Annotated in this window: 19 protein-coding genes; 7 read left to right on the forward strand and 12 right to left on the reverse strand. The window is 36.5% G+C overall.

All coding sequences use genetic code 11. The features are described from left to right. The first annotated feature begins 4 nt into the window (after positions 1-4). From GFO_RS04720 to GFO_RS04730, 3 genes are all read left to right on the forward strand, one after another. Positions 5-808, forward strand: coding sequence for a lysophospholipid acyltransferase family protein (locus GFO_RS04720; protein ID WP_011708901.1), 804 nt, complete (start codon positions 5-7; stop codon positions 806-808). A gap of 40 nt (positions 809-848) precedes the next feature. Beyond that, the gene (gene speB, locus GFO_RS04725) at positions 849-1,625 is read left to right on the forward strand and encodes an agmatinase (protein ID WP_011708902.1); all 777 of its coding nucleotides are present in this window, start codon (positions 849-851) and stop codon (positions 1,623-1,625) included. 287 nt (positions 1,626-1,912) lie between these two features. After that, the gene (locus GFO_RS04730) at positions 1,913-3,109 is read left to right on the forward strand and encodes an IS256 family transposase (protein WP_011708903.1); all 1,197 of its coding nucleotides are present in this window, start codon (positions 1,913-1,915) and stop codon (positions 3,107-3,109) included. Between the two features lie 104 nt (positions 3,110-3,213). Here GFO_RS04730 and GFO_RS04735 read toward each other — a convergent pair whose 3' ends face one another. Then, a complete protein-coding gene (locus GFO_RS04735; RefSeq protein ID WP_011708904.1) occupies positions 3,214-3,852 on the reverse strand; it encodes a membrane protein in 639 nt (212 codons plus the stop codon). A gap of 6 nt (positions 3,853-3,858) precedes the next feature. Continuing rightward, the gene (locus tag GFO_RS04740) at positions 3,859-4,353 is read right to left on the reverse strand and encodes an RNA polymerase sigma factor (RefSeq protein ID WP_011708905.1); all 495 of its coding nucleotides are present in this window, start codon (positions 4,351-4,353) and stop codon (positions 3,859-3,861) included. A 126-nt stretch (positions 4,354-4,479) separates the two neighbouring features. Here GFO_RS04740 and GFO_RS04745 point away from each other — a divergent pair, with 126 nt between their 5' ends. Beyond that, complete coding sequence (locus GFO_RS04745; protein ID WP_011708906.1) at positions 4,480-5,787, forward strand: NAD(P)/FAD-dependent oxidoreductase; 1,308 nt, start codon at positions 4,480-4,482, stop codon at positions 5,785-5,787. Positions 5,788-5,932: 145 nt separating this feature from the next. On the opposite strand, the gene GFO_RS04750 is transcribed toward GFO_RS04745, so the two are convergent. Then, positions 5,933-6,367 carry a hemerythrin domain-containing protein gene (locus GFO_RS04750; protein WP_011708907.1) on the reverse strand — a complete coding sequence of 145 codons (435 nt, stop codon included), beginning with the start codon at positions 6,365-6,367 and terminating at the stop codon, positions 5,933-5,935. Positions 6,368-6,546: 179 nt separating this feature from the next. Between GFO_RS04750 and GFO_RS04755 the strand changes: the two genes are divergently transcribed. From GFO_RS04755 to GFO_RS04765, 3 genes are all read left to right on the forward strand, one after another. Continuing rightward, on the forward strand, positions 6,547-7,872 hold the full coding sequence (locus tag GFO_RS04755) for a 2TM domain-containing protein (RefSeq protein WP_011708908.1): 1,326 nt from the start codon (positions 6,547-6,549) through the stop codon (positions 7,870-7,872). After that, the gene (locus GFO_RS04760; RefSeq protein WP_011708909.1) at positions 7,872-8,186 is read left to right on the forward strand and encodes a 2TM domain-containing protein; all 315 of its coding nucleotides are present in this window, start codon (positions 7,872-7,874) and stop codon (positions 8,184-8,186) included. Before GFO_RS04755 ends, GFO_RS04760 begins: the two co-directional genes overlap by 1 nt. Before the next feature lie 81 nt (positions 8,187-8,267). Continuing rightward, positions 8,268-8,972, forward strand: coding sequence for a LytR/AlgR family response regulator transcription factor (locus GFO_RS04765; RefSeq protein ID WP_049792123.1), 705 nt, complete (start codon positions 8,268-8,270; stop codon positions 8,970-8,972). A 244-nt stretch (positions 8,973-9,216) separates the two neighbouring features. Here GFO_RS04765 and GFO_RS04770 read toward each other — a convergent pair whose 3' ends face one another. The 9 genes from GFO_RS04770 to GFO_RS04810 form a co-directional block, all read right to left on the reverse strand. Next, positions 9,217-10,023: an anti-sigma factor gene (locus GFO_RS04770; protein WP_011708911.1), complete on the reverse strand. Its 807-nt coding sequence runs from the start codon at positions 10,021-10,023 to the stop codon at positions 9,217-9,219. Between the two features lie 3 nt (positions 10,024-10,026). After that, entirely contained in the window at positions 10,027-10,557 is a 531-nt protein-coding gene (locus GFO_RS04775) for an RNA polymerase sigma factor (RefSeq protein ID WP_011708912.1), read from the reverse strand. 88 nt (positions 10,558-10,645) lie between these two features. Then, positions 10,646-11,239, reverse strand: coding sequence for a superoxide dismutase family protein (locus GFO_RS04780; RefSeq protein WP_041250247.1), 594 nt, complete (start codon positions 11,237-11,239; stop codon positions 10,646-10,648). Between the two features lie 110 nt (positions 11,240-11,349). Further along, the gene (locus tag GFO_RS04785) at positions 11,350-12,564 is read right to left on the reverse strand and encodes a bifunctional alpha/beta hydrolase/OsmC family protein (protein WP_011708914.1); all 1,215 of its coding nucleotides are present in this window, start codon (positions 12,562-12,564) and stop codon (positions 11,350-11,352) included. Positions 12,565-12,655: 91 nt separating this feature from the next. Further along, positions 12,656-13,411: a 3-keto-disaccharide hydrolase gene (locus GFO_RS04790; RefSeq protein WP_011708915.1), complete on the reverse strand. Its 756-nt coding sequence runs from the start codon at positions 13,409-13,411 to the stop codon at positions 12,656-12,658. A gap of 10 nt (positions 13,412-13,421) precedes the next feature. Beyond that, positions 13,422-14,474 carry a sugar phosphate isomerase/epimerase family protein gene (locus GFO_RS04795; RefSeq protein ID WP_011708916.1) on the reverse strand — a complete coding sequence of 351 codons (1,053 nt, stop codon included), beginning with the start codon at positions 14,472-14,474 and terminating at the stop codon, positions 13,422-13,424. 12 nt (positions 14,475-14,486) lie between these two features. Beyond that, complete coding sequence (locus tag GFO_RS04800; protein ID WP_011708917.1) at positions 14,487-15,623, reverse strand: Gfo/Idh/MocA family protein; 1,137 nt, start codon at positions 15,621-15,623, stop codon at positions 14,487-14,489. Positions 15,624-15,634: 11 nt separating this feature from the next. After that, a complete protein-coding gene (locus tag GFO_RS04805; RefSeq protein ID WP_011708918.1) occupies positions 15,635-16,873 on the reverse strand; it encodes a nucleoside permease in 1,239 nt (412 codons plus the stop codon). A 16-nt stretch (positions 16,874-16,889) separates the two neighbouring features. Further along, on the reverse strand, positions 16,890-17,888 hold the full coding sequence (locus tag GFO_RS04810) for a sugar phosphate isomerase/epimerase family protein (protein ID WP_011708919.1): 999 nt from the start codon (positions 17,886-17,888) through the stop codon (positions 16,890-16,892). Positions 17,889-17,904 lie beyond the last annotated feature (16 nt).

The raw sequence follows: 17,904 nt of genomic DNA on the forward strand, positions 1-17,904 counted from the left end.
AGCAATGGGATTATTCAAAAAGAATCCATTTGGACACTATCTTATACTAAAAAAGTGGTTAATTCGGCTTTTCGGTGTGCTTACGCATCGTAGATATAGAGGTTTTAATGAGCTTCAAATTGAGGGTTCCGGAATCATCAAAAATTTACCACATACCAATGTTCTTTTTGTTTCCAATCATCAAACCTATTTTGCTGATGTAACGGCCATGTTTCATGTTTTTAATGCCAGTCTTAGTGGAAGGGTAGATAGTATTAAAAACGTAGGCTACATTTGGCAGCCTAAAATGAATATTTATTATGTTGCCGCTAAGGAAACTATGAAAGCTGGATTTTTAACCCGGATCATGGCTTATGCGGGCGCAGTGACCGTAGAGCGTACCTGGAGGGCCCAGGGACAGGAGGTAAAGCGCGAAGTGAATCCCAATGATACAGAAAATATTGGTGTAGCCCTGAATGATGGATGGGTGATCACATTTCCACAGGGAACTACCAAGCCATTTAAACCAATTAGAAAAGGGACAGCGCATATTATCAAAAATCATAAACCAATAGTCATTCCGATTGTTATTGATGGTTTTAGACGATCTTTTGATAAAAAAGGGCTTCGAATTAAAAAACGTGGAATTCTACAAACATTTCAGATCAAGGAACCTCTGGACATCGATTATGAGAATGAAAGTATTGAAGAAATCGTTCAGAAACTAGAATATGCTATTGAGCAACATTCTTCTTTTCTTAAGGTAATTCCTAAAGAAGAAATTGATGCCATGGAAGATCTCAATGAACAACGCCGTTGGGGATATTAGTTTTTGGGGATACTACAAGGTGGTAATAGTTTAAAGCAGCATGAAAAAAATAATTATACAGGGAATAAAATTCGATGAAAAATCTTCTTTTCAAAAAGGACCTAAACTTGCTCCTCCAAGAATAAGAAAAGTTTTAAATTGTGGTTCTGCAAATATGTATGCAGAAAACCTTACTAATATAGAAAATTCAAGCATTGATGATAAAGGTGATTTTGAAATATCTGAATACTTTGATATTGAACAAGTAACTAAAAAGCACCTTGATTTGGACGCCAAAATTTTTACATTAGGTGGAGACCATTCGATAACATTTCCTATAATAAAGGCTTATAGTGAAAAATATCCGAAATTAGATATTCTTCATATCGATGCGCACACAGATTTATATGATAATTATGAAGGGGACAAGTATTCCCACGCATGCCCTTTCGCAAGAATTATGGAAAATGGTTTAGCGGTTAAGCTAGTACAGGTTGGAATTAGAACATTAAACCCACATCATGTTGAACAGGCAGATAAATTTAATGTGGAAATACATGAAATGAAAAATTTAGATTTGGATCGAATTCCAAAATTTAAAAATCCTTTATATATTTCTTTGGACATGGATGGGTTCGACCCGGCATTTGCTCCAGGAGTTTCGCATCACGAACCTGGAGGATTAACTTCCAGACAAGTAATAGATTTAATTCAAAACATCGATTCTGAAATCGTAGGAGCTGATATTGTTGAATATAATCCAAATAGAGATTTTCAAAATATGACTGCTTTTTTAGCAGCAAAAATGATGAAAGAAATAATAAGTAAAATGATGTAAAGAATAAGCTTCTGCCATGTCGGGCCATCGTAATTAACGGGTATCGCCGAACAGTGAAATTTTCGAAACCAGGAAAGAAAATGGTTAAATTGGCTAGTCTGCTTCCTACTACCGTAGCTTTCGATAATTGAGACCGAAAACCAGCCTTAGAATCATTTTCAAAAATTTTAGCTTTCTACACCAGAAAATTTAAATTCTCCAGCACTATCTCATAAACTGTGTAAATAGAAAATAACAGGGGTCGCGACCCCTGTTATTTTTTTGTCTAATTTTAAATTTTACACAGTATGAAAAAAGAAGATTTATTTAGCGATGAATTTTTAAAGCAGTTCAAAAGTGGAGATCAGCTCAACAGCTTCTTAAAAGAACTGCAAAAGCGTGGTATTGAAAAAATGCTCGAAGGAGAGCTCGATGGTCATTTAGGTTATGACAAAAGCCAGAAGTCTGGTAACTCTAATACCCGTAACGGCTATGGCCAGAAAAAGGTTCGCACCTCCTTTGGTGAATCCCAGATCCAGGTCCCCAGGGATCGTGAAGCATCCTTTACTCCTATGATTGTACCCAAGCGTGGCAATATGGTCGATGGCATTGAAAACGTGATTGTCTCGCTCTATGCCAAAGGAATGAGCAATAGTGATATTGAAGAGCAAATTCGAGAGGTCTATAATTTTGAAGTCTCTACTTCCACCATATCCAGGATTACCGAGAAAGTAACCGAAGATATTGTGGCCTGGCAAAACCGACCTTTAGAGCCTGTGTACCTGATCGTTTGGATGGATGGGATTGTCTTCAAGGTTCGAGAGAACTCCAAGGTAATCAACAAGACGGTGTACATAGCAGTCGGGCTTCGCAGGGATGGAAAGAAAGAAGTCCTGGGGCTTTGGTTGGGAAAAAATGAGTCGTCAGCTTTCTGGATGTCTGTACTTACCGATATAAAATCACGGGGCACCGAAGATATCCTGATCACCGCTACCGATAACCTCAATGGCTTTACCGATACCATCAGAAATATCTTCCCAGCGTCTAAAACCCAGATCTGTGTGGTGCACCAGATCAGGAATGCTTGCCGTTATGTGGTCTGGAAAGATAAAAAAGCCTTTACCGCTGATATGAAGCATATTTACAATGCTCCCAACCAACAGGCCGCCAAAGCTGCCCTGGAAGATTTTGCAGCACAATGGGAGAGCAAATATTCCTATGCCATCAAAAGCTGGAGGGACAACTGGGAAGATCTTACCGTGTTCTTTGAGTTTCCACTGGAGATCAGGAAAATCATTTATACCACCAATCTTATTGAAAACCTGAACGGAAAAATAAGAAAATACACTAAAAACAAATTATCCTTCCCTACTGATGAAGCAGTAATGAAATCTGTATATTTGGCTACAAGGGAAGCTACAAAGAAGTGGTCAATGCCTATCAGGAACTGGGGCATTATTTTAAATCAGTTCCTTACGATCTATGAAAAAAGGGTCAGACTTTAAAAAAGTCCAACCCCTGTTATTTAAACTTTACACACTTTACGGGACAGTGTCAATTCTCCTCACTCCTCACTCCTCACTGCTCACTGCTCACTGCTCACTGCTCACTATTCCATTTCGAGCTTTTTCAATTCTTTGTAATTTTTATTTAGTCTTCTGAGAAGGATTCCATAAACTATTCTATAAATAAGCCATATAATACCAAGAACAATCGCTAGAACTAATAAGGTTCCACCAATAAAGATTAACCATTGCCTAGTGTCAAATTCCATATTAGTAGTGGTAGTTTCGGCAGTTAAAATATGATTGTGAAGCATAGAATAAAGCATTACAATAAATACTACTGCACTAGATATTAGCACAAAGCCAATATAGTATTTAACCGTTTTACGCGTTCTTAAAATATTCTTCATTAAGCGAGAAGCACTGTCTGTGGTAGAGATTCTTCTGTAATTGAGATAAAATCTGTAAATAAAATAGAAGGTGATTAAATAAGTAATAATATAAACTCCAATTACAAATTCCGTAAGCTTATATTTTTTCATTTGCTCCCAATACTCGTCATCGGCCAAAACAATATTTAAAACTGCTCCAAGCAAAAATTCTACAATACTGATAATAAATATCCACTTTACGATCGAGGAAGATTTCTTCCAGATCATTTTATAAATTTCATCGTAGGTTAGATGTGGCAGATTTTCTTCCTGCTTTTTCCAATCCTTTTTTAACAGATCTAAATCATCCATAATTTGTCAAGGATTTATAAGGTTCTTTAATTTGGTTTTTACCCTGTTCATTTTCACTCTTGCATTAACTTCAGTAATCCCAAGGGTATAAGAGATCTCTGCATAATTTCTATCTTCCAGATACAAAAAGACAAGCGCTTTATCAATATCGTTTAATTGTCTTATGGCATCGTACATCAGCTTCAGATGTTGCTCTACTTCATCATTATACTCTTCAGATTTTATTTTAAAATGAACATTATCATAATCCTGTGTTCGTATACTTCTTTTTTTCTTTCTGTATAAAGTGATGGCTGTATTTAAAGCAACCCGGTACATCCAGGTACTAAATTTAGCGTCACCTCTAAACTTTGGATATGCCTTCCATAACTGTATCGTGATTTCCTGAAAAAGATCATTATGTGCATCCCTGTCGTTCGTATAGATACGGCAGATCTTGTGTGCAATATTCTGGTGTTTCTCCAGGTTTGTTACAAACTGATGTTCTAATTCTTTGTTCACGAAGCTTTGGTTAGCATGTAATAGGTAGTTAAAATAAGCGCTATGTTACAAAAAACTTTAATTTAAAGTTAATCCATCCTTCAATCTTTCTATAAATAGTAAATTTGAATAAAACCGACCATTTTTATGAACATCCCAAGAACCGACTTGCCACGAGTAGTAATTATTGGAGGTGGTTTTGCCGGAATGGCGCTTGCCAGAAAAGTATTGAAAGAAGATATGCAAATGGTAATGCTAGACAGGCATAACTATCACACTTTTCAACCTTTGCTTTACCAGGTTTCAACCTCCGGACTCGAGCCGGATTCTATTGCGTATCCTCTCAGAAAAATAACTCGTTCCAGCAAAAGGTGCTTTTTTAGATTGGCAGAAGTACAATCTATTTCTGCTGAAAACAATACGGTACATACTAATATTGGAGATCTTGTTTACGATTACCTGGTGATCGCCACAGGCTCTAAAACTAATTTCTTCGGAAATGATAGCATTGAGGAGCATGGAATGTGGATGAAAACCGTTCCGCAGGCTTTAAACATTCGAAGCCTTATTCTGGAAAACCTGGAGCAGGCCACAATTACAGATGATCCGGAAAAAAGAAAGGCACTTTTAAACTTTGTTCTTGCGGGTGCAGGGCCCACAGGAGTTGAATTAAGTGGAGCCATTGCCGAATTAAGAAACCACATCGTCCCCAAGGATTATCCAGATCTTGATCCAAATGAAATGAATATTCATCTTCTTGAAGGTCTTGAAAGAGTTTTACCTCCTATGAGTGAGCATGCTTCGAAAAAGGCTCAGGAAATGCTTGAGGAACTAGGGGTCAAAATTCATTTGAATACGATGGTAGAGAATTATGACGGTCATCTGGTAACGACAAATACCGACCTTGCCCTGAAAACTGAAACCTTCATTTGGTCTGCCGGGGTAACAGGAGCTCCTGTGGAAGGATTAAATGCCTCCGCACTCGTTGAAAAAGCGAATAGATATGAAGTTAATGCATTTAACCAGGTGAATGGGTACGAAAACATTTTTGCAGTAGGAGATATAGCTTTAATGCAAACGGAAGCTTTTCCAAAAGGACATCCAATGGTTGCACAGCCCGCAATTCAACAGGGAAAGCATTTAGCTAAAAATTTAAAGCACTTAATACGAGGAGAAAAGCTGGAGCCTTTTGAGTATTTTGATAAAGGAACTATGGCTACCGTTGGAAGAAACAGGGCAGTGGTAGATCTTCACAAATGGAAGTTCTCCGGATTTTTTGCCTGGTTTGTATGGATGTTCGTTCATCTATGGTTTCTGGTAGGATTCAGAAACCGGTTTGTTACCTTTTTTAACTGGATCTATAATTATGTAAACTTCGACAAAGCAGCAAGGCTAATTATAAGACCATTTAAGGGGCAGGAAGACACTATGAGAATGGATAAGGATAAAGTTTAAAAAAAGAGACTGTCTAAAAAAACTTGTCATGGTCATTGCGAGGAACGAAGCAATCTGTAGGATAGTATTGAAGTTCATCTTAAAGATTACTTCACTCCGTTCGTAATGACTTCAAAACTTGTCTTTTTAGACGATCACTTTTTAGTTATCTATTCTTACGAATTTCCTTATTATAATCTGAAGCAAGATCTGTTTTTTGCTTTTCGGTTAAAACCTTTCCTGCCAATTGGAAAATTTCATGTTCTTCTTCCTCTAAATGGTGGATTAATTGATGTTCCAGATCCTTGGCAAGCTTAAGCCAGTTAGAAGCATCCATTTCTGTATCTTCCATTTCTTCTACGAGCTCATCCATTTCATGATGCTCGGCAACACTATGACGTGCTTTTTCCTGCGTCATATCCTTTTTCATTAATGGAATATAGAAATGACGCTCTTCAGCATCTTCATGGATCTTTAGTTCATGTTTTAAATCTTCAAAGATCTTTTTTCTTTCTTCGGTTTTACCTTCTGTTTTTATAAGCTTATCTATGAGATTTCTTTGTATTTCGTGTTCCTGTCTTAATGCTTCAAAAATGGTCATTATTTAATTTTTTTAGATTTGATTCGAAGTTATTCAAAATAATGTTAAAGAATATTTAATTTTAGAATTGAAAAGCTAAAACTGATAATTCACAGTTCGGTAGTGAAATTTTACAGTTGAGAAATTTAATTTTCAAACAGTAATAAAATGCTCACATATTTGTCTTCTAAATTAAATGCATGAAATTGTTTCTCAAAATATTAAGAATCACAGTGATTATCTGCGTAATCGTTGTTTTAATAGAAACCGCCTTTTCAGACAGACCCCTAAACAAACTTCTGGAACCGGAACTTTGGGGAATGTATTTTATGTACACATTTGTTCTTACCTGTATAAATGGATTCTATTTTTATTATTTCAGTGTAAAAATTGGTTGGGAGGGAGCTGGTCTTAAAAGAATCTTAGGAGGAGCTATAGGCTCTATAATTCTTACATTAATAGGATTCTTTATTTGTCGGTTAATTGACAAAACGTTGATCAATGAGGTGCCTGTAGAGGAGTTTTTAAGTAATGAAACTTTCGGTAATTATATATTTCCATTGCTGTTTACGGCAATAGTTTCCATGTTTTTTCATCTTATATATTTCTACAAAGCACTTCAGGAAAAGAGGGTTAAGGAACAAAAGATTATTGCTGGAACGGCTTCTGCTAAGTTTGATGCTCTTAAGAATCAGCTAGACCCGCATTTTCTTTTTAATAGTTTAAATGTACTGGCTTCGCTTATCGATGAAAATCCAGATCAGGCACAACGTTTTACTACCGGATTATCCAAAATATACCGGTACGTTCTGGAACAAAAGGACAAAGAACTGGTAAGTCTACAGGAAGAGTTGAAGTTTGCGAACACCTATATGAAGCTTCTGAAAATGCGCTTTGAGGATAGCATTTATTTTGAATTACCTGAAGCGCTTTCTAATGATGAGGCAAAAGTAGTTCCTTTATCATTGCAGCTATTATTAGAAAATACTATAAAACACAATATCGTCAATGAGAACAAGCCATTAAGGATTAAAATTTATGAAGTGGATGGCTATCTTATTGTAGAAAATAATTTTCAGAAAAAGGAGGTTTTAGGTACAAGAAAAGGGGTAGGACTTCAAAATATAGTTAATCGCTATCATGTGGTAACCGAAAGAAAAGTACTTATAGAACAAACAGAAAATTTTTTCAGGGTAAAACTCCCTGTGCTAACCAAACAAATTTCAGTTATGGAAACAGTAGACAACAATCAGGAAAATGCTTATTTCAAAGCAAAGCAAAGAGTAAAGGAGATGAAAGAGTTCTATGGCAATTTGATTTCTTATTGCGTAGTAATTCCATTCCTAATTTTTATTAATTATTACACTTACTGGAGTTTTCAATGGTTCTGGTTCCCACTTTTTGGATGGGGAATAGGCCTTACAATTCACGGTTTTTCGGTATTTGGATATGGTTCAGACTGGGAGGAACGTAAGATCCAGGAGATCATGGCAAAGGATAAGCAACAAACTAAATCTTGGAAATAATGAAAACTAATTATAAAGAAAACATCAGTTATAGGGCGGCTCAAAAAAGAGTGAAAGATATTAAAGGTTTTTATATTCATCTGGTAGTCTATCTTTTCATCAATATTGCCATTTTCGTGGTGAGTACTCAGAATGAGGGATTTATTAACGGATTGTCTAATCTATCCAATTACACCACGATATTTTTCTGGGGAATAGGATTATTCGCTCACTGGGCAAGTGTTTTTGGCCCTGGGTTTTTATTCGGAAAGAAATGGGAAGAAAAAAAGATCCAGGAACTAATGGATAAGGATAAGAAGCAGATCTGGAAATAGAAATCTAAACCTAGAGAATTGAGCGTGACCAAAGTTATAATTATTGAAGACGAAAAGCCGGCGGCAAGAAGGTTGCAGCGCATGCTTTCTAAGATAGACATAGTAGCCGAAACAATGCTGCATTCTGTAGCTGAAGCTGTAGAGTGGTTTAATACCAATGAACATCCAGATCTTATCTTTCTGGACATCCAGCTTAGTGACGGAATTTCCTTTGAAATTTTCGATCATATAGAGACCGAAAGTGCCATTGTTTTCACTACCGCATATGATGAATATGCTTTAAGGGCGTTTAAACTGAATAGTATAGACTATTTATTAAAACCAATAGATGAGGAGGAGCTGGAAGCGGCTGTTAGTAAGTTCAAAAACTCCAAAAAATCATCTTCAGACAATATTGATGTGAATCAATTAAGGTCGCTTCTCAGGCTAGGCGGAGCAAAGAAAAGTTTTAAGTCGAGATTTACAGCTCAGGTAGGTCAGCATCTTAAACTGGTAGATATATCTAATATAGCATGTTTCTATTCTGAAAACAAAGCCAGTTATATACATTGTAATTCCGGCAGAAATTATCCCGTAGATATTCCGCTAGAGCAATTAGAGAATGAACTTGATCCCGAAAAATTCTATAGGATCAACCGAAAGTGCATATTAAATATCAATGCTATAAATGATATTGTTTCTTACACAAATTCAAGACTGGAGATAAAACTTGAAAATTTTCATGAATTTCAGCTTATCGTAAGTAGAGAAAGGGTTAAGGACTTCAAATCCTGGTTAAACAACTGATCTTTAAATGTTAAATTCACTTTATTTAAAACCATAGGTTGTTTCTCTCCGTATATCTTAATACATAAACTCTATGGTTTGTTTGAATAATTTTTGGTCGAATTATTTCGATTTGAGTTTTTGATTTTTTTGGTTGGTTAGATGCTTGGAGTAGAATTCCATCCGGAATTTTCCAAGTATTTACAAAAATAAGCCCCACGCTACAGCGTGGGGCTTATCTGTTATTTTCCTTTTTTATGTTTTGTTATGGTGCAGCAACAGCTCCCAATACATATAATTGATCCATGGTTGGTGATTCACTACCACCTGCAGGTTCAAGTGTTATTCCAAAGGCTTCAGATTCATTAGCATTTTCAAGAGCAAAAATCTTATTGTCATCCATTGTAAATTCCTCTAATAGACCAATACTTGTTGGTGTTAAAGGCTCCAGTTTTAATGACCAAACCTGGTAAACTTTTCCACGTGGTGGTTCAGGAAGATCTTTTGCATCTATATATGCTTTATTCTCTTTCTTGTTCCAGTAAACCGCAGCGTATGCTCCTGGATCAACATTTTGACCCTGTAATGGCACTTTGGATACTTCTTTATCCCTAAGCACGGCCAAAAGTTCTTCGGTCTTTTCGGCATCGTCCCTGGAATCTGCTATTTGCTGTTCCATTGCTGCAGATCGAGCTTTTTCAGAATTCAATTCCTCTCTTAAGTTATTCTTATCTTCAAAGACAAAGAATAGCCCGATTAGTAACACTACAGTTGCCGCCCAACCGAAATAAGATACCCAATCTGTTTCTTTCTTTCGCTCAATATTGATAACCGTATCATCAGATTTGTCTGATAATTTCTGTTTAATACTTGCCAGTAAAGCTTCGGCATTATAAGAAGGAGCTACTGAAGCAGATAATTTTTGTAATGCTACTTCAATCTCTTCAACTTCTTTACGAATTTCAGGATGTTCTTTTAAAGCCATACTTACCTCACGGCTTTCAGCATCTGTAAGAGCACCGTAAACGTAAAGTTCAAGTATTCCCGACGATATGTATTCTTTTATATCCATGTACTATTCTACTAACATTTCACGAAGTTTGTTAATACAGGCTCTGTTCTTCGTTTTTACAGTTCCCAAAGGCATTTCAAGCTCTTCTGCTGTTTCCTTTTGGGTAAAACCTTTAAAGAATAACAAGTCTATTAGTTTTTTACAAACAGGCTTTAAAACATCGATATATTTTTGAACCCCGATAGCATCAGCTTTAGCTGAGAAATTAGACTTGCTTTCTAAAATATCTACGAAATTATCTGCGGTAAGGTTTTTCTGGTTGTTTTTGTGTCTCTTAGAACGCAATTGATCTATAGAGGCATTCCTGGCAATGTTAAGTATCCATGTAAAGAATCTTCCCTTATCTGAATTGTAACTAGATGAATTATTCCATATTTTTAAGAAAACATCCTGAAGTATTTCTTCAGCTATTTTCTCATCGTGAACAATACTATAGATTATTCCGTAGGTACTTTCAGAATATAGTTCATAGATTCGTTCAAAGGCTCTCTGATTACCGTTCTGTAATTCGAGAATTAAACCGTCTTGCTGCATAAATGTTATTTGAGGAAATAAATATAGGCTTAAATACCAAATAAAAAAAGCGGCCGTTAAGCCGCTTTTATCTTTTATTCTGTAGAAATTATTTCTTGATCACACCACAACCTACACGGGTTCCGGCAGCACCAGATGGTTGAGATGTGTAATCATCTACGCCATCATGAACGATCACGGCCTTCCCTAAAATATCTTTTTTAGAGTCTCCGCAACCAATACACCACTCTTCAGTGCTCATATTAACGGTTCCATTTCCATTAGCATCAACCTCAAAATTACCTATATCACCTTTATGGAAACCTTCAGAATCACCCCATTCTCCATGCTGAGCATCTGTAGGATTCCAGTGACCTCCGGCAGATTTTCCATCTGCAGCAGAACAATCTCCTTTTTCATGAATATGAATGGCATGTGTACCCTCAGCAAGTCCTGAAATAATTGCAGTCATAGAGACTTCACCATCTTCCTGGGTAAATACAACATTACCACTAAGCTTGGAGTCACTAACAGCCTGAAGAGAAACTTTTACTTTCTTTACTTCTTCCTCTTTTTTGGTTTCCATATCAGATTTCATTTCAGTTTCTGACTGGTCATCCATTTCCTTTTCTTTTTTCTCATTCTTACAGCTTGTAAAAATTAATCCAGCACAAAGAATAAGAGACAAACTAATACGTTTCATAATATTTTGATTGGTTAAACTATCAATTAATAAATCTAAATTAAGCCTATTCACAGGCACCACCAAAGATTTAAGGATAGCTTAACAATGGCTTTATTGCTCTAATTCTCCTATGAATCTATTAGTCTGGTGGCGATCTGAGCTTTTGCAGATAATGTTTTATGTACAGGACATTTATCTGCAATTTCCATGAGTCTCTTCAATTGTTTCTCGTCCAGATTTCCCTCAATAGAAATTTCCCTTTCAAAACTATCAATCTTTGCCATATCATTTTCACACTCCTCACAATCACTAGCATGCTTTTTAGAATAACTTACGTGTGTTTCTACATTATCGATCTTCCATTTTTTTCTACGGGCATACATTTGAATAGTCATAGAAGTACAGGCTGCCAGGCCACTAGAAACCAGTTCGTAAGGGTTGGGCCCAAGATCGCTACCGCCCACTTTTATAGGTTCGTCTGCAACCAGATGATGATTTCCCGCTATAATTTGAGTTGTAAAACCAGTTGCTCCCAGATTGGCCATTACTTCATGGTCTGTTTTTAATTCTGGAGCTTTCGGTTCTTTTATATATTTACTTGCCCAGGCCGAAATAACTGTTCCAACATATTCAGAATCTGCTTTTGTGCTCAGCATATGGTCTGCACCATCAATAGAAATAAAACTCTTGGGATGCCATGCAGATTTGTACAGCTCCTCAGCATGATTTATAGAAACTATTTCATCTTGCGGAGAGTGCATCACTAATAAAGCCTTTCTTATTTCCTTTAAAGCAGAAGCATCCTGGTTTTTTTTAAGATCATCAATAAATTGCTTTTTGATTTTGAAACTTCGCCCTCCAATTTTCACATCGGCAAAACCTTTATTCAGGATTTCTTCGGAACTGGATTCAAAATGTTTCTGAACATGGGATAGGTTTGAAGGAGCGTTAATGGTAACCATACATTTTACTGAATCAAGCTTCTGGGAAGCGAATAGGGCAGCAGCTCCGCCTAATGAATGTCCAACGATCATTACAGGTGCCTTATATTCTTTTTTCAGGAATTCAGCAGCAGCTAATAAATCTCCTACATTGCTCGAAAAATTGGTGTCTTCAAACTCACCTTCGCTGTCTCCAAGGCCTGTAAAGTCAAATCTTAAAACACCATAACCTTTTGAAGCCAGATTTTTGCTGATATTTGATGGTGCATGAAAATTCTTATTACAAGTAAAGCAATGTGCAAAAAGTATAAAATTTGAAGGTTGCGAGTTTGTAGGTAACTCCAACACACCCTTAAGTTCTCTGGAATCAGAATTTTTAAAACTTACTTCTAGCTTTTTCATAATGGTATTATTTTCCTTTAAGGTTTGAATCAGGATAAGGTAATAAAAAAAAGCTGCCGTGAAAGGCAGCTTTAAAATTGTAAGTTAAATTTTAGAGTTGTTTGATCTTTATATTTCTGTACCACACTGGATCTCCATGATCCTGAAGGGCAATATGGCCTTTTTGACTGGCGCCAAAACCTTCCCATTCACTAAACTTAGACTTGCTCACCATGTTTTTCCATTCTTCTCCATGAACAGGGAATTCAACTATGGTTGTTCCATTTAGTTTAACCCAACCTTTATTCTCTTTATAATTTATATGAATTACTTCTTTATTCCATTCTCCGGCAGGTTTTGTAACATCTTCGCTTGGTGGAATCATATCGTACAAAGCTCCTGCAGTTCTATTCAAACCATTCTTAGCATCAGGATGTCTTTGATTATCCAGCACCTGAATTTCAGGCCCGGTTAAATAAGGTTCATTGTATTTTTCACCTTCCTGCACTGCCCACATAATTCCGCTATTTCCAGCTTCTGAAATTTTCCATTCCAGCGATAATTCAAAATTTTCAAATTCTTCTTTAGTAATAAGATTTTCTGTTTTAGATCTATTTTCTGCTGAAGGCTTGAACGAAATTGCACCATTTTCGGCTTTCCATTGATCTGAAATTGAATCCTTATTAAAAGCTTTCCATCCATCTAGGTTTTCTCCATTAAAAAGTTCCTGCCATTCCTGGTCCTCTTTTGCCTCTGAACTTTTCATCTCTGTATTTTCAGCAACCTTTATTTCTTCAGATTCTTTATTTTCATTCTTACATGCGGTCAAAGCAAGTATAGAGCATCCTATTATTACTAATTTTTTCATTTTGGTTGTTTTAAATTCCTAATATTCGTTTTAGTTTATTCTCATCTTTTTCAGACCCTGAAAAATCATCGAATCTCTTTTGAGTGGCTTCTATAATATTATCAGCAATAAATGAAACGCCTTCTTTTGCACCCTGATCTGGGGATTTAATGCAGCATTCCCATTCCAGAACTGCCCAAACATCACATCCGTATTCGGTTAATTTCGAAAAAACAGTTTTAAAATCTACCTGTCCATCACCGGGATGGCGATATCGTCCCGCTCTGTCTTTCCAGTCTCCATAACCTCCAAACATTCCTTTTTTACCTGTAGGATTAAATTCGGCATCCTTAACATGGAACATTTTTATATAATCGTGATAATGATCTATATATTCTATGTAATCCAATTGCTGAAGTACAAAATGGCTGGGATCGTAGAGAATATTTACCCTTTTATGATTGTTGGTCGCTTCCAAAAAACGTTCAAAAGTAACACCATCGTGAAGATCTTCGCCCGGATGGATCTCGTAACAGACATCTACCCCCTGTTCATCAAACTCATTTAAAATAGGCATCCATCGTTTTGCTAATTCGCTAAAACCCATTTCCACAAGGCCTTCCGGTCTTTGAGGCCAGGGATGCGCAGTGTGCCATAAAAATGAACCGCTAAAAGTACCATGTACGTCAAGACCAAGATTTCTGCTTGCTTTTGCCGCATACTTTAATTGATCTATTGCCCAGTTTGTACGTTTTTCAGGATTATTTTTATACGCATCTGGAGCGAAATTATCAAACATACTATCATAGGCAGGATGCACAGCCACTAATTGACCCTGAAGATGGGAGCTAAGCTCTGTGATCTCCAATCCATACGACTCAACTTTAGCTTTTAATTCATCACAATAGGTTTTACTTTCAGCCGCTTTCTTCAGGTCCATAAGTCTGGTTTCCCAGGTTGGGATCTGGATTCCTTTATAACCTAAACCTGAAGCCCATTTACACAATCCGTCTAAAGAATTAAAAGGCTCTTTATCATCCATGAACTGAGCTAAAAATACGGCTGGTCCTTTAATAGTCTTCATTATATCTATTTTTTATTCTTCCAAATTTATCCAAACATTTCCCTGCTTATGAGAATCTACCGTTTTCTCTATAAAATTCATTCCACGTAAACCGTCATTTAATTTTGGATAAGTACCTTTATGGCTAGATTTATCTTTAATTGCCATGGCTACCCCATAATAGATGTTCCCCATAGAATCAAAAATACCTTCTGGATGTCCGGGAGGAAGCTTGGTGCCTTCCAGGGAAAACTCACTATTATATTCATGTCCCGGTTTTAAGACTTGTAGCGCCATTCCCTCCTTTAATAGATAAAGATAATTGGGATTTTCCTGTTCCCATTTTAGGCCTCCGCTATCTCCATATATTTTCACAGAAAAGTTGTTTTCTTCTCCGGTGGCGATCTGGCTGGCTCTTAGAACTCCTTTAATATTCTCCTGAAATCTTAAAAGAATGGTACCGTCAATATCCATAGGATTATCTTCGTAGAGATAATTGAGGTCTGCAAGCACTTTATTTACTTTCATCCCCGTGACATATTCAGCCATGTTGTAGGCATGAGTTCCAATATCCCCAATACAACAACTTATTCCAGACTTTTCCGGATCGAGGCGCCATGTGGTTGATCTTTTTTCCTTGTCGTGAATAAGCGGATTTATCCATCCCTGGTAATATTGTACATCTACCTTCTGAATCTTTCCAATTTCACCATTTGCAATCATGGTTTTCATTTGGCGTATCATTGGGTAGCCAGTATAGGTATAAGTTACCGCAAAAATGGTATTGGCTTTCTGCAGGATTTCATTCAGAATTTTTGCTTCTTCATAGGTGGTTGTCAGGGGTTTTTCGCAAATAACATTGAAACCATTCTCCAGTAGTTGTTTTGCCATAGGGAAATGAAGAAAGTTTGGTGTAAGTATTGAAACTGCCTGTATTTTTTGGTCTTCCGGAAGTATAGCTTCCTTCTCAATCATGTCATCCAGACTTTTATAAATTCTGGAACTATCGAGTTGAAGTTTTTCTCCAAATTTTAAACTTTTATCGTGCTGTACGTCAAAAACTCCTCCAACAATTTCGAATTGATCAAACATGTTTGCGGCTACCCGATGAAGAATTCCGATTAATGAATCTTCTCCACCGCCTAAAATTCCGAGTCTTATTTTACTCATAAAAGTGTGTTTTATATTTCGATATCTTTTTTGTCGATCTTTTCATTTTTAAAGAATAAAGCAAAAAGTAACATTACAAAAAATGCAAATCCGGCCGGGTAGATCCAAATCGTTTCCCAATCGTGCATTTTTTCTCCGGTTAAATAGGCATTTGTAATAAGGCCTGCTACATAGAAACCTATCAGCATTCCAACGCCATAAGTAGCGAGTGTGATTAATCCCTGCGCAGAACTCTTATATTTTGAACCCGCTTTAAAATCGGTATAAATTTGTCCTGAAACAAAGAAAAAGTCATAACAAATACCATGAAGAGCTATTCCTGTTAATAGCATAAAAATAAGTTCTCCTGAGTCGCCGTAAGCAAATAGGAGGTATCTAGCAGTCCAGGCTAACATTCCCGCGATAATGGTTAATTTAAAACCAAATCTCTTAAAGAAGAATGGTAATAATAACATAAATAGTACTTCTGATGCCTGGCCAATCGTCATAAGCCCTGTAGGATTATTAACCCCAATTTCTGAAAGAAATGGATTTGTATTCTGATAATAGAACGCGAGGGGGATACATATTAGAACTGAAGCTAAAAAGAACATTAGAAAATTACGGTCTTTTAATAATCCTAATGCATCGAGACCAAGAGTTTCTACAATACTCACTTTTTTAGACCTGTCTGCAGTTGGAGGTGTTTTAGGTAGGGTAAAGCTAAAAAGTCCTAAAAAGGCTGAAGCAATACTTACCATTAAAAAAGTATATTTCAACATTCCATCCTGCCTTGATTCAGGAGCATCCCAGAAGAAGATGTAACTAATAACCAAACCGGCAATAATCCATCCTATAGTACCAAAAACCCTGATAAGAGCAAATTCTTTTGCAGGATCTTTCATCTGGTTAAAACTTACTGAGTTCACAAGAGCCAGCGTTGGCATATAAGCGATCATATAACCAAGAACCAGAGGGTAGAATTCAGCAAAATCTGTACTTTGATACATCAAATACATAAGAACAGCGCCAAAAAGATGTAGAATTCCTAAGATCTTTTCCGCATTGAAAAACCGGTCTGCAATCATCCCTACAATAAACGGGGCGATAATAGCTCCCCAGGATTGGGTAGAAAAGGCAGTCGATATTTGAACATCTGTAGCTTCAAGATTATATCCCAGGTATGTACCTAGAGTTACGAACCAGCCTCCCCAAATAAAAAATTCAAGGAACATCATTAAGGAAAGTTGAAATCGTATAAGTTTAGTCATGGTTCAAGGATTAGTTTTATAGTTCGCTACCTGCTTTAATTAATAAATCTTTTGTAGCCATAATTCCTTTTTCAGCCGTTATTTCTTCACCCTCGAATTCTACACCTATGTATCCCTTATACCCGGCATTTTTAACTATTTGGAGCATTTTTTTATAATCGATGAGATCTTCATTTCCATTCTCATCAAATGTGTAAGATTTCGCACTAACCGCTTTAGCATACGGCATCATTTTTTTAACTCCTTCATACTTTGGAAACTCTTCCACACATTTCGTATTCCATCGTTCACCCCTTTCACGTTTTAGGCAAAAATTCCCAAAATCGGGGAGAGTTCCGCAGTTTTCCATATTAACCTCTTGTATCACTTCAACCAGAAGATCTGCATTAGAAGATAAATAGCCATGATTTTCTACCAGTACGTTGATTCCTTTTTTACTGGCATATTTGGAAAGTTTAGTCAATGCATCAATTGAATTATTTTTCCATTCTTCGGGACTGTCACTTCCAAAAAGATTCACCCTAATAGAATGGCATCCTAGATACTGTGCGGCATCTACCCACTTTTTGTGATTTTCTACCGCCTTATTCCGGCTAACCAAATCGTTCATCGCGAGATCACCTTCACCATCAATCATCAATAATAAGTTTTTCACTTCGTATTTTTCACTCCTGGCTTTAAGAGTGTCCAGAACCTGCTTCATTTTAGCATCGGGATTTTTTGCATTTTTAATTTCTTCAGCATAGAAACCGGTTACATACTCGATTCCATCAAACCCCATCTCGCTAGCCTTTTTTGCGAAATCCATTGGATCTAATTCTTTATTTTCTATAGGAAAGTGCAATGACCATTGAGCCAGAGATAACTTAAAAAACAAGGAATCTGATGTAGTCCTATCGTTTTCCTTCTGAACTATTTTAGAATCACGTCCTTTATTTTCCTTACATGAAATAAAGGAGAGGGAGAAAGCAGTTAGAGCAATGATTGATAATGTCTTAAGATATTTTAAGTTCATTGGTAAGGGGTTAAAA

It is taken from the genome of Christiangramia forsetii KT0803, assembly GCF_000060345.1.
Taxonomy (GTDB): domain Bacteria; phylum Bacteroidota; class Bacteroidia; order Flavobacteriales; family Flavobacteriaceae; genus Christiangramia; species Christiangramia forsetii.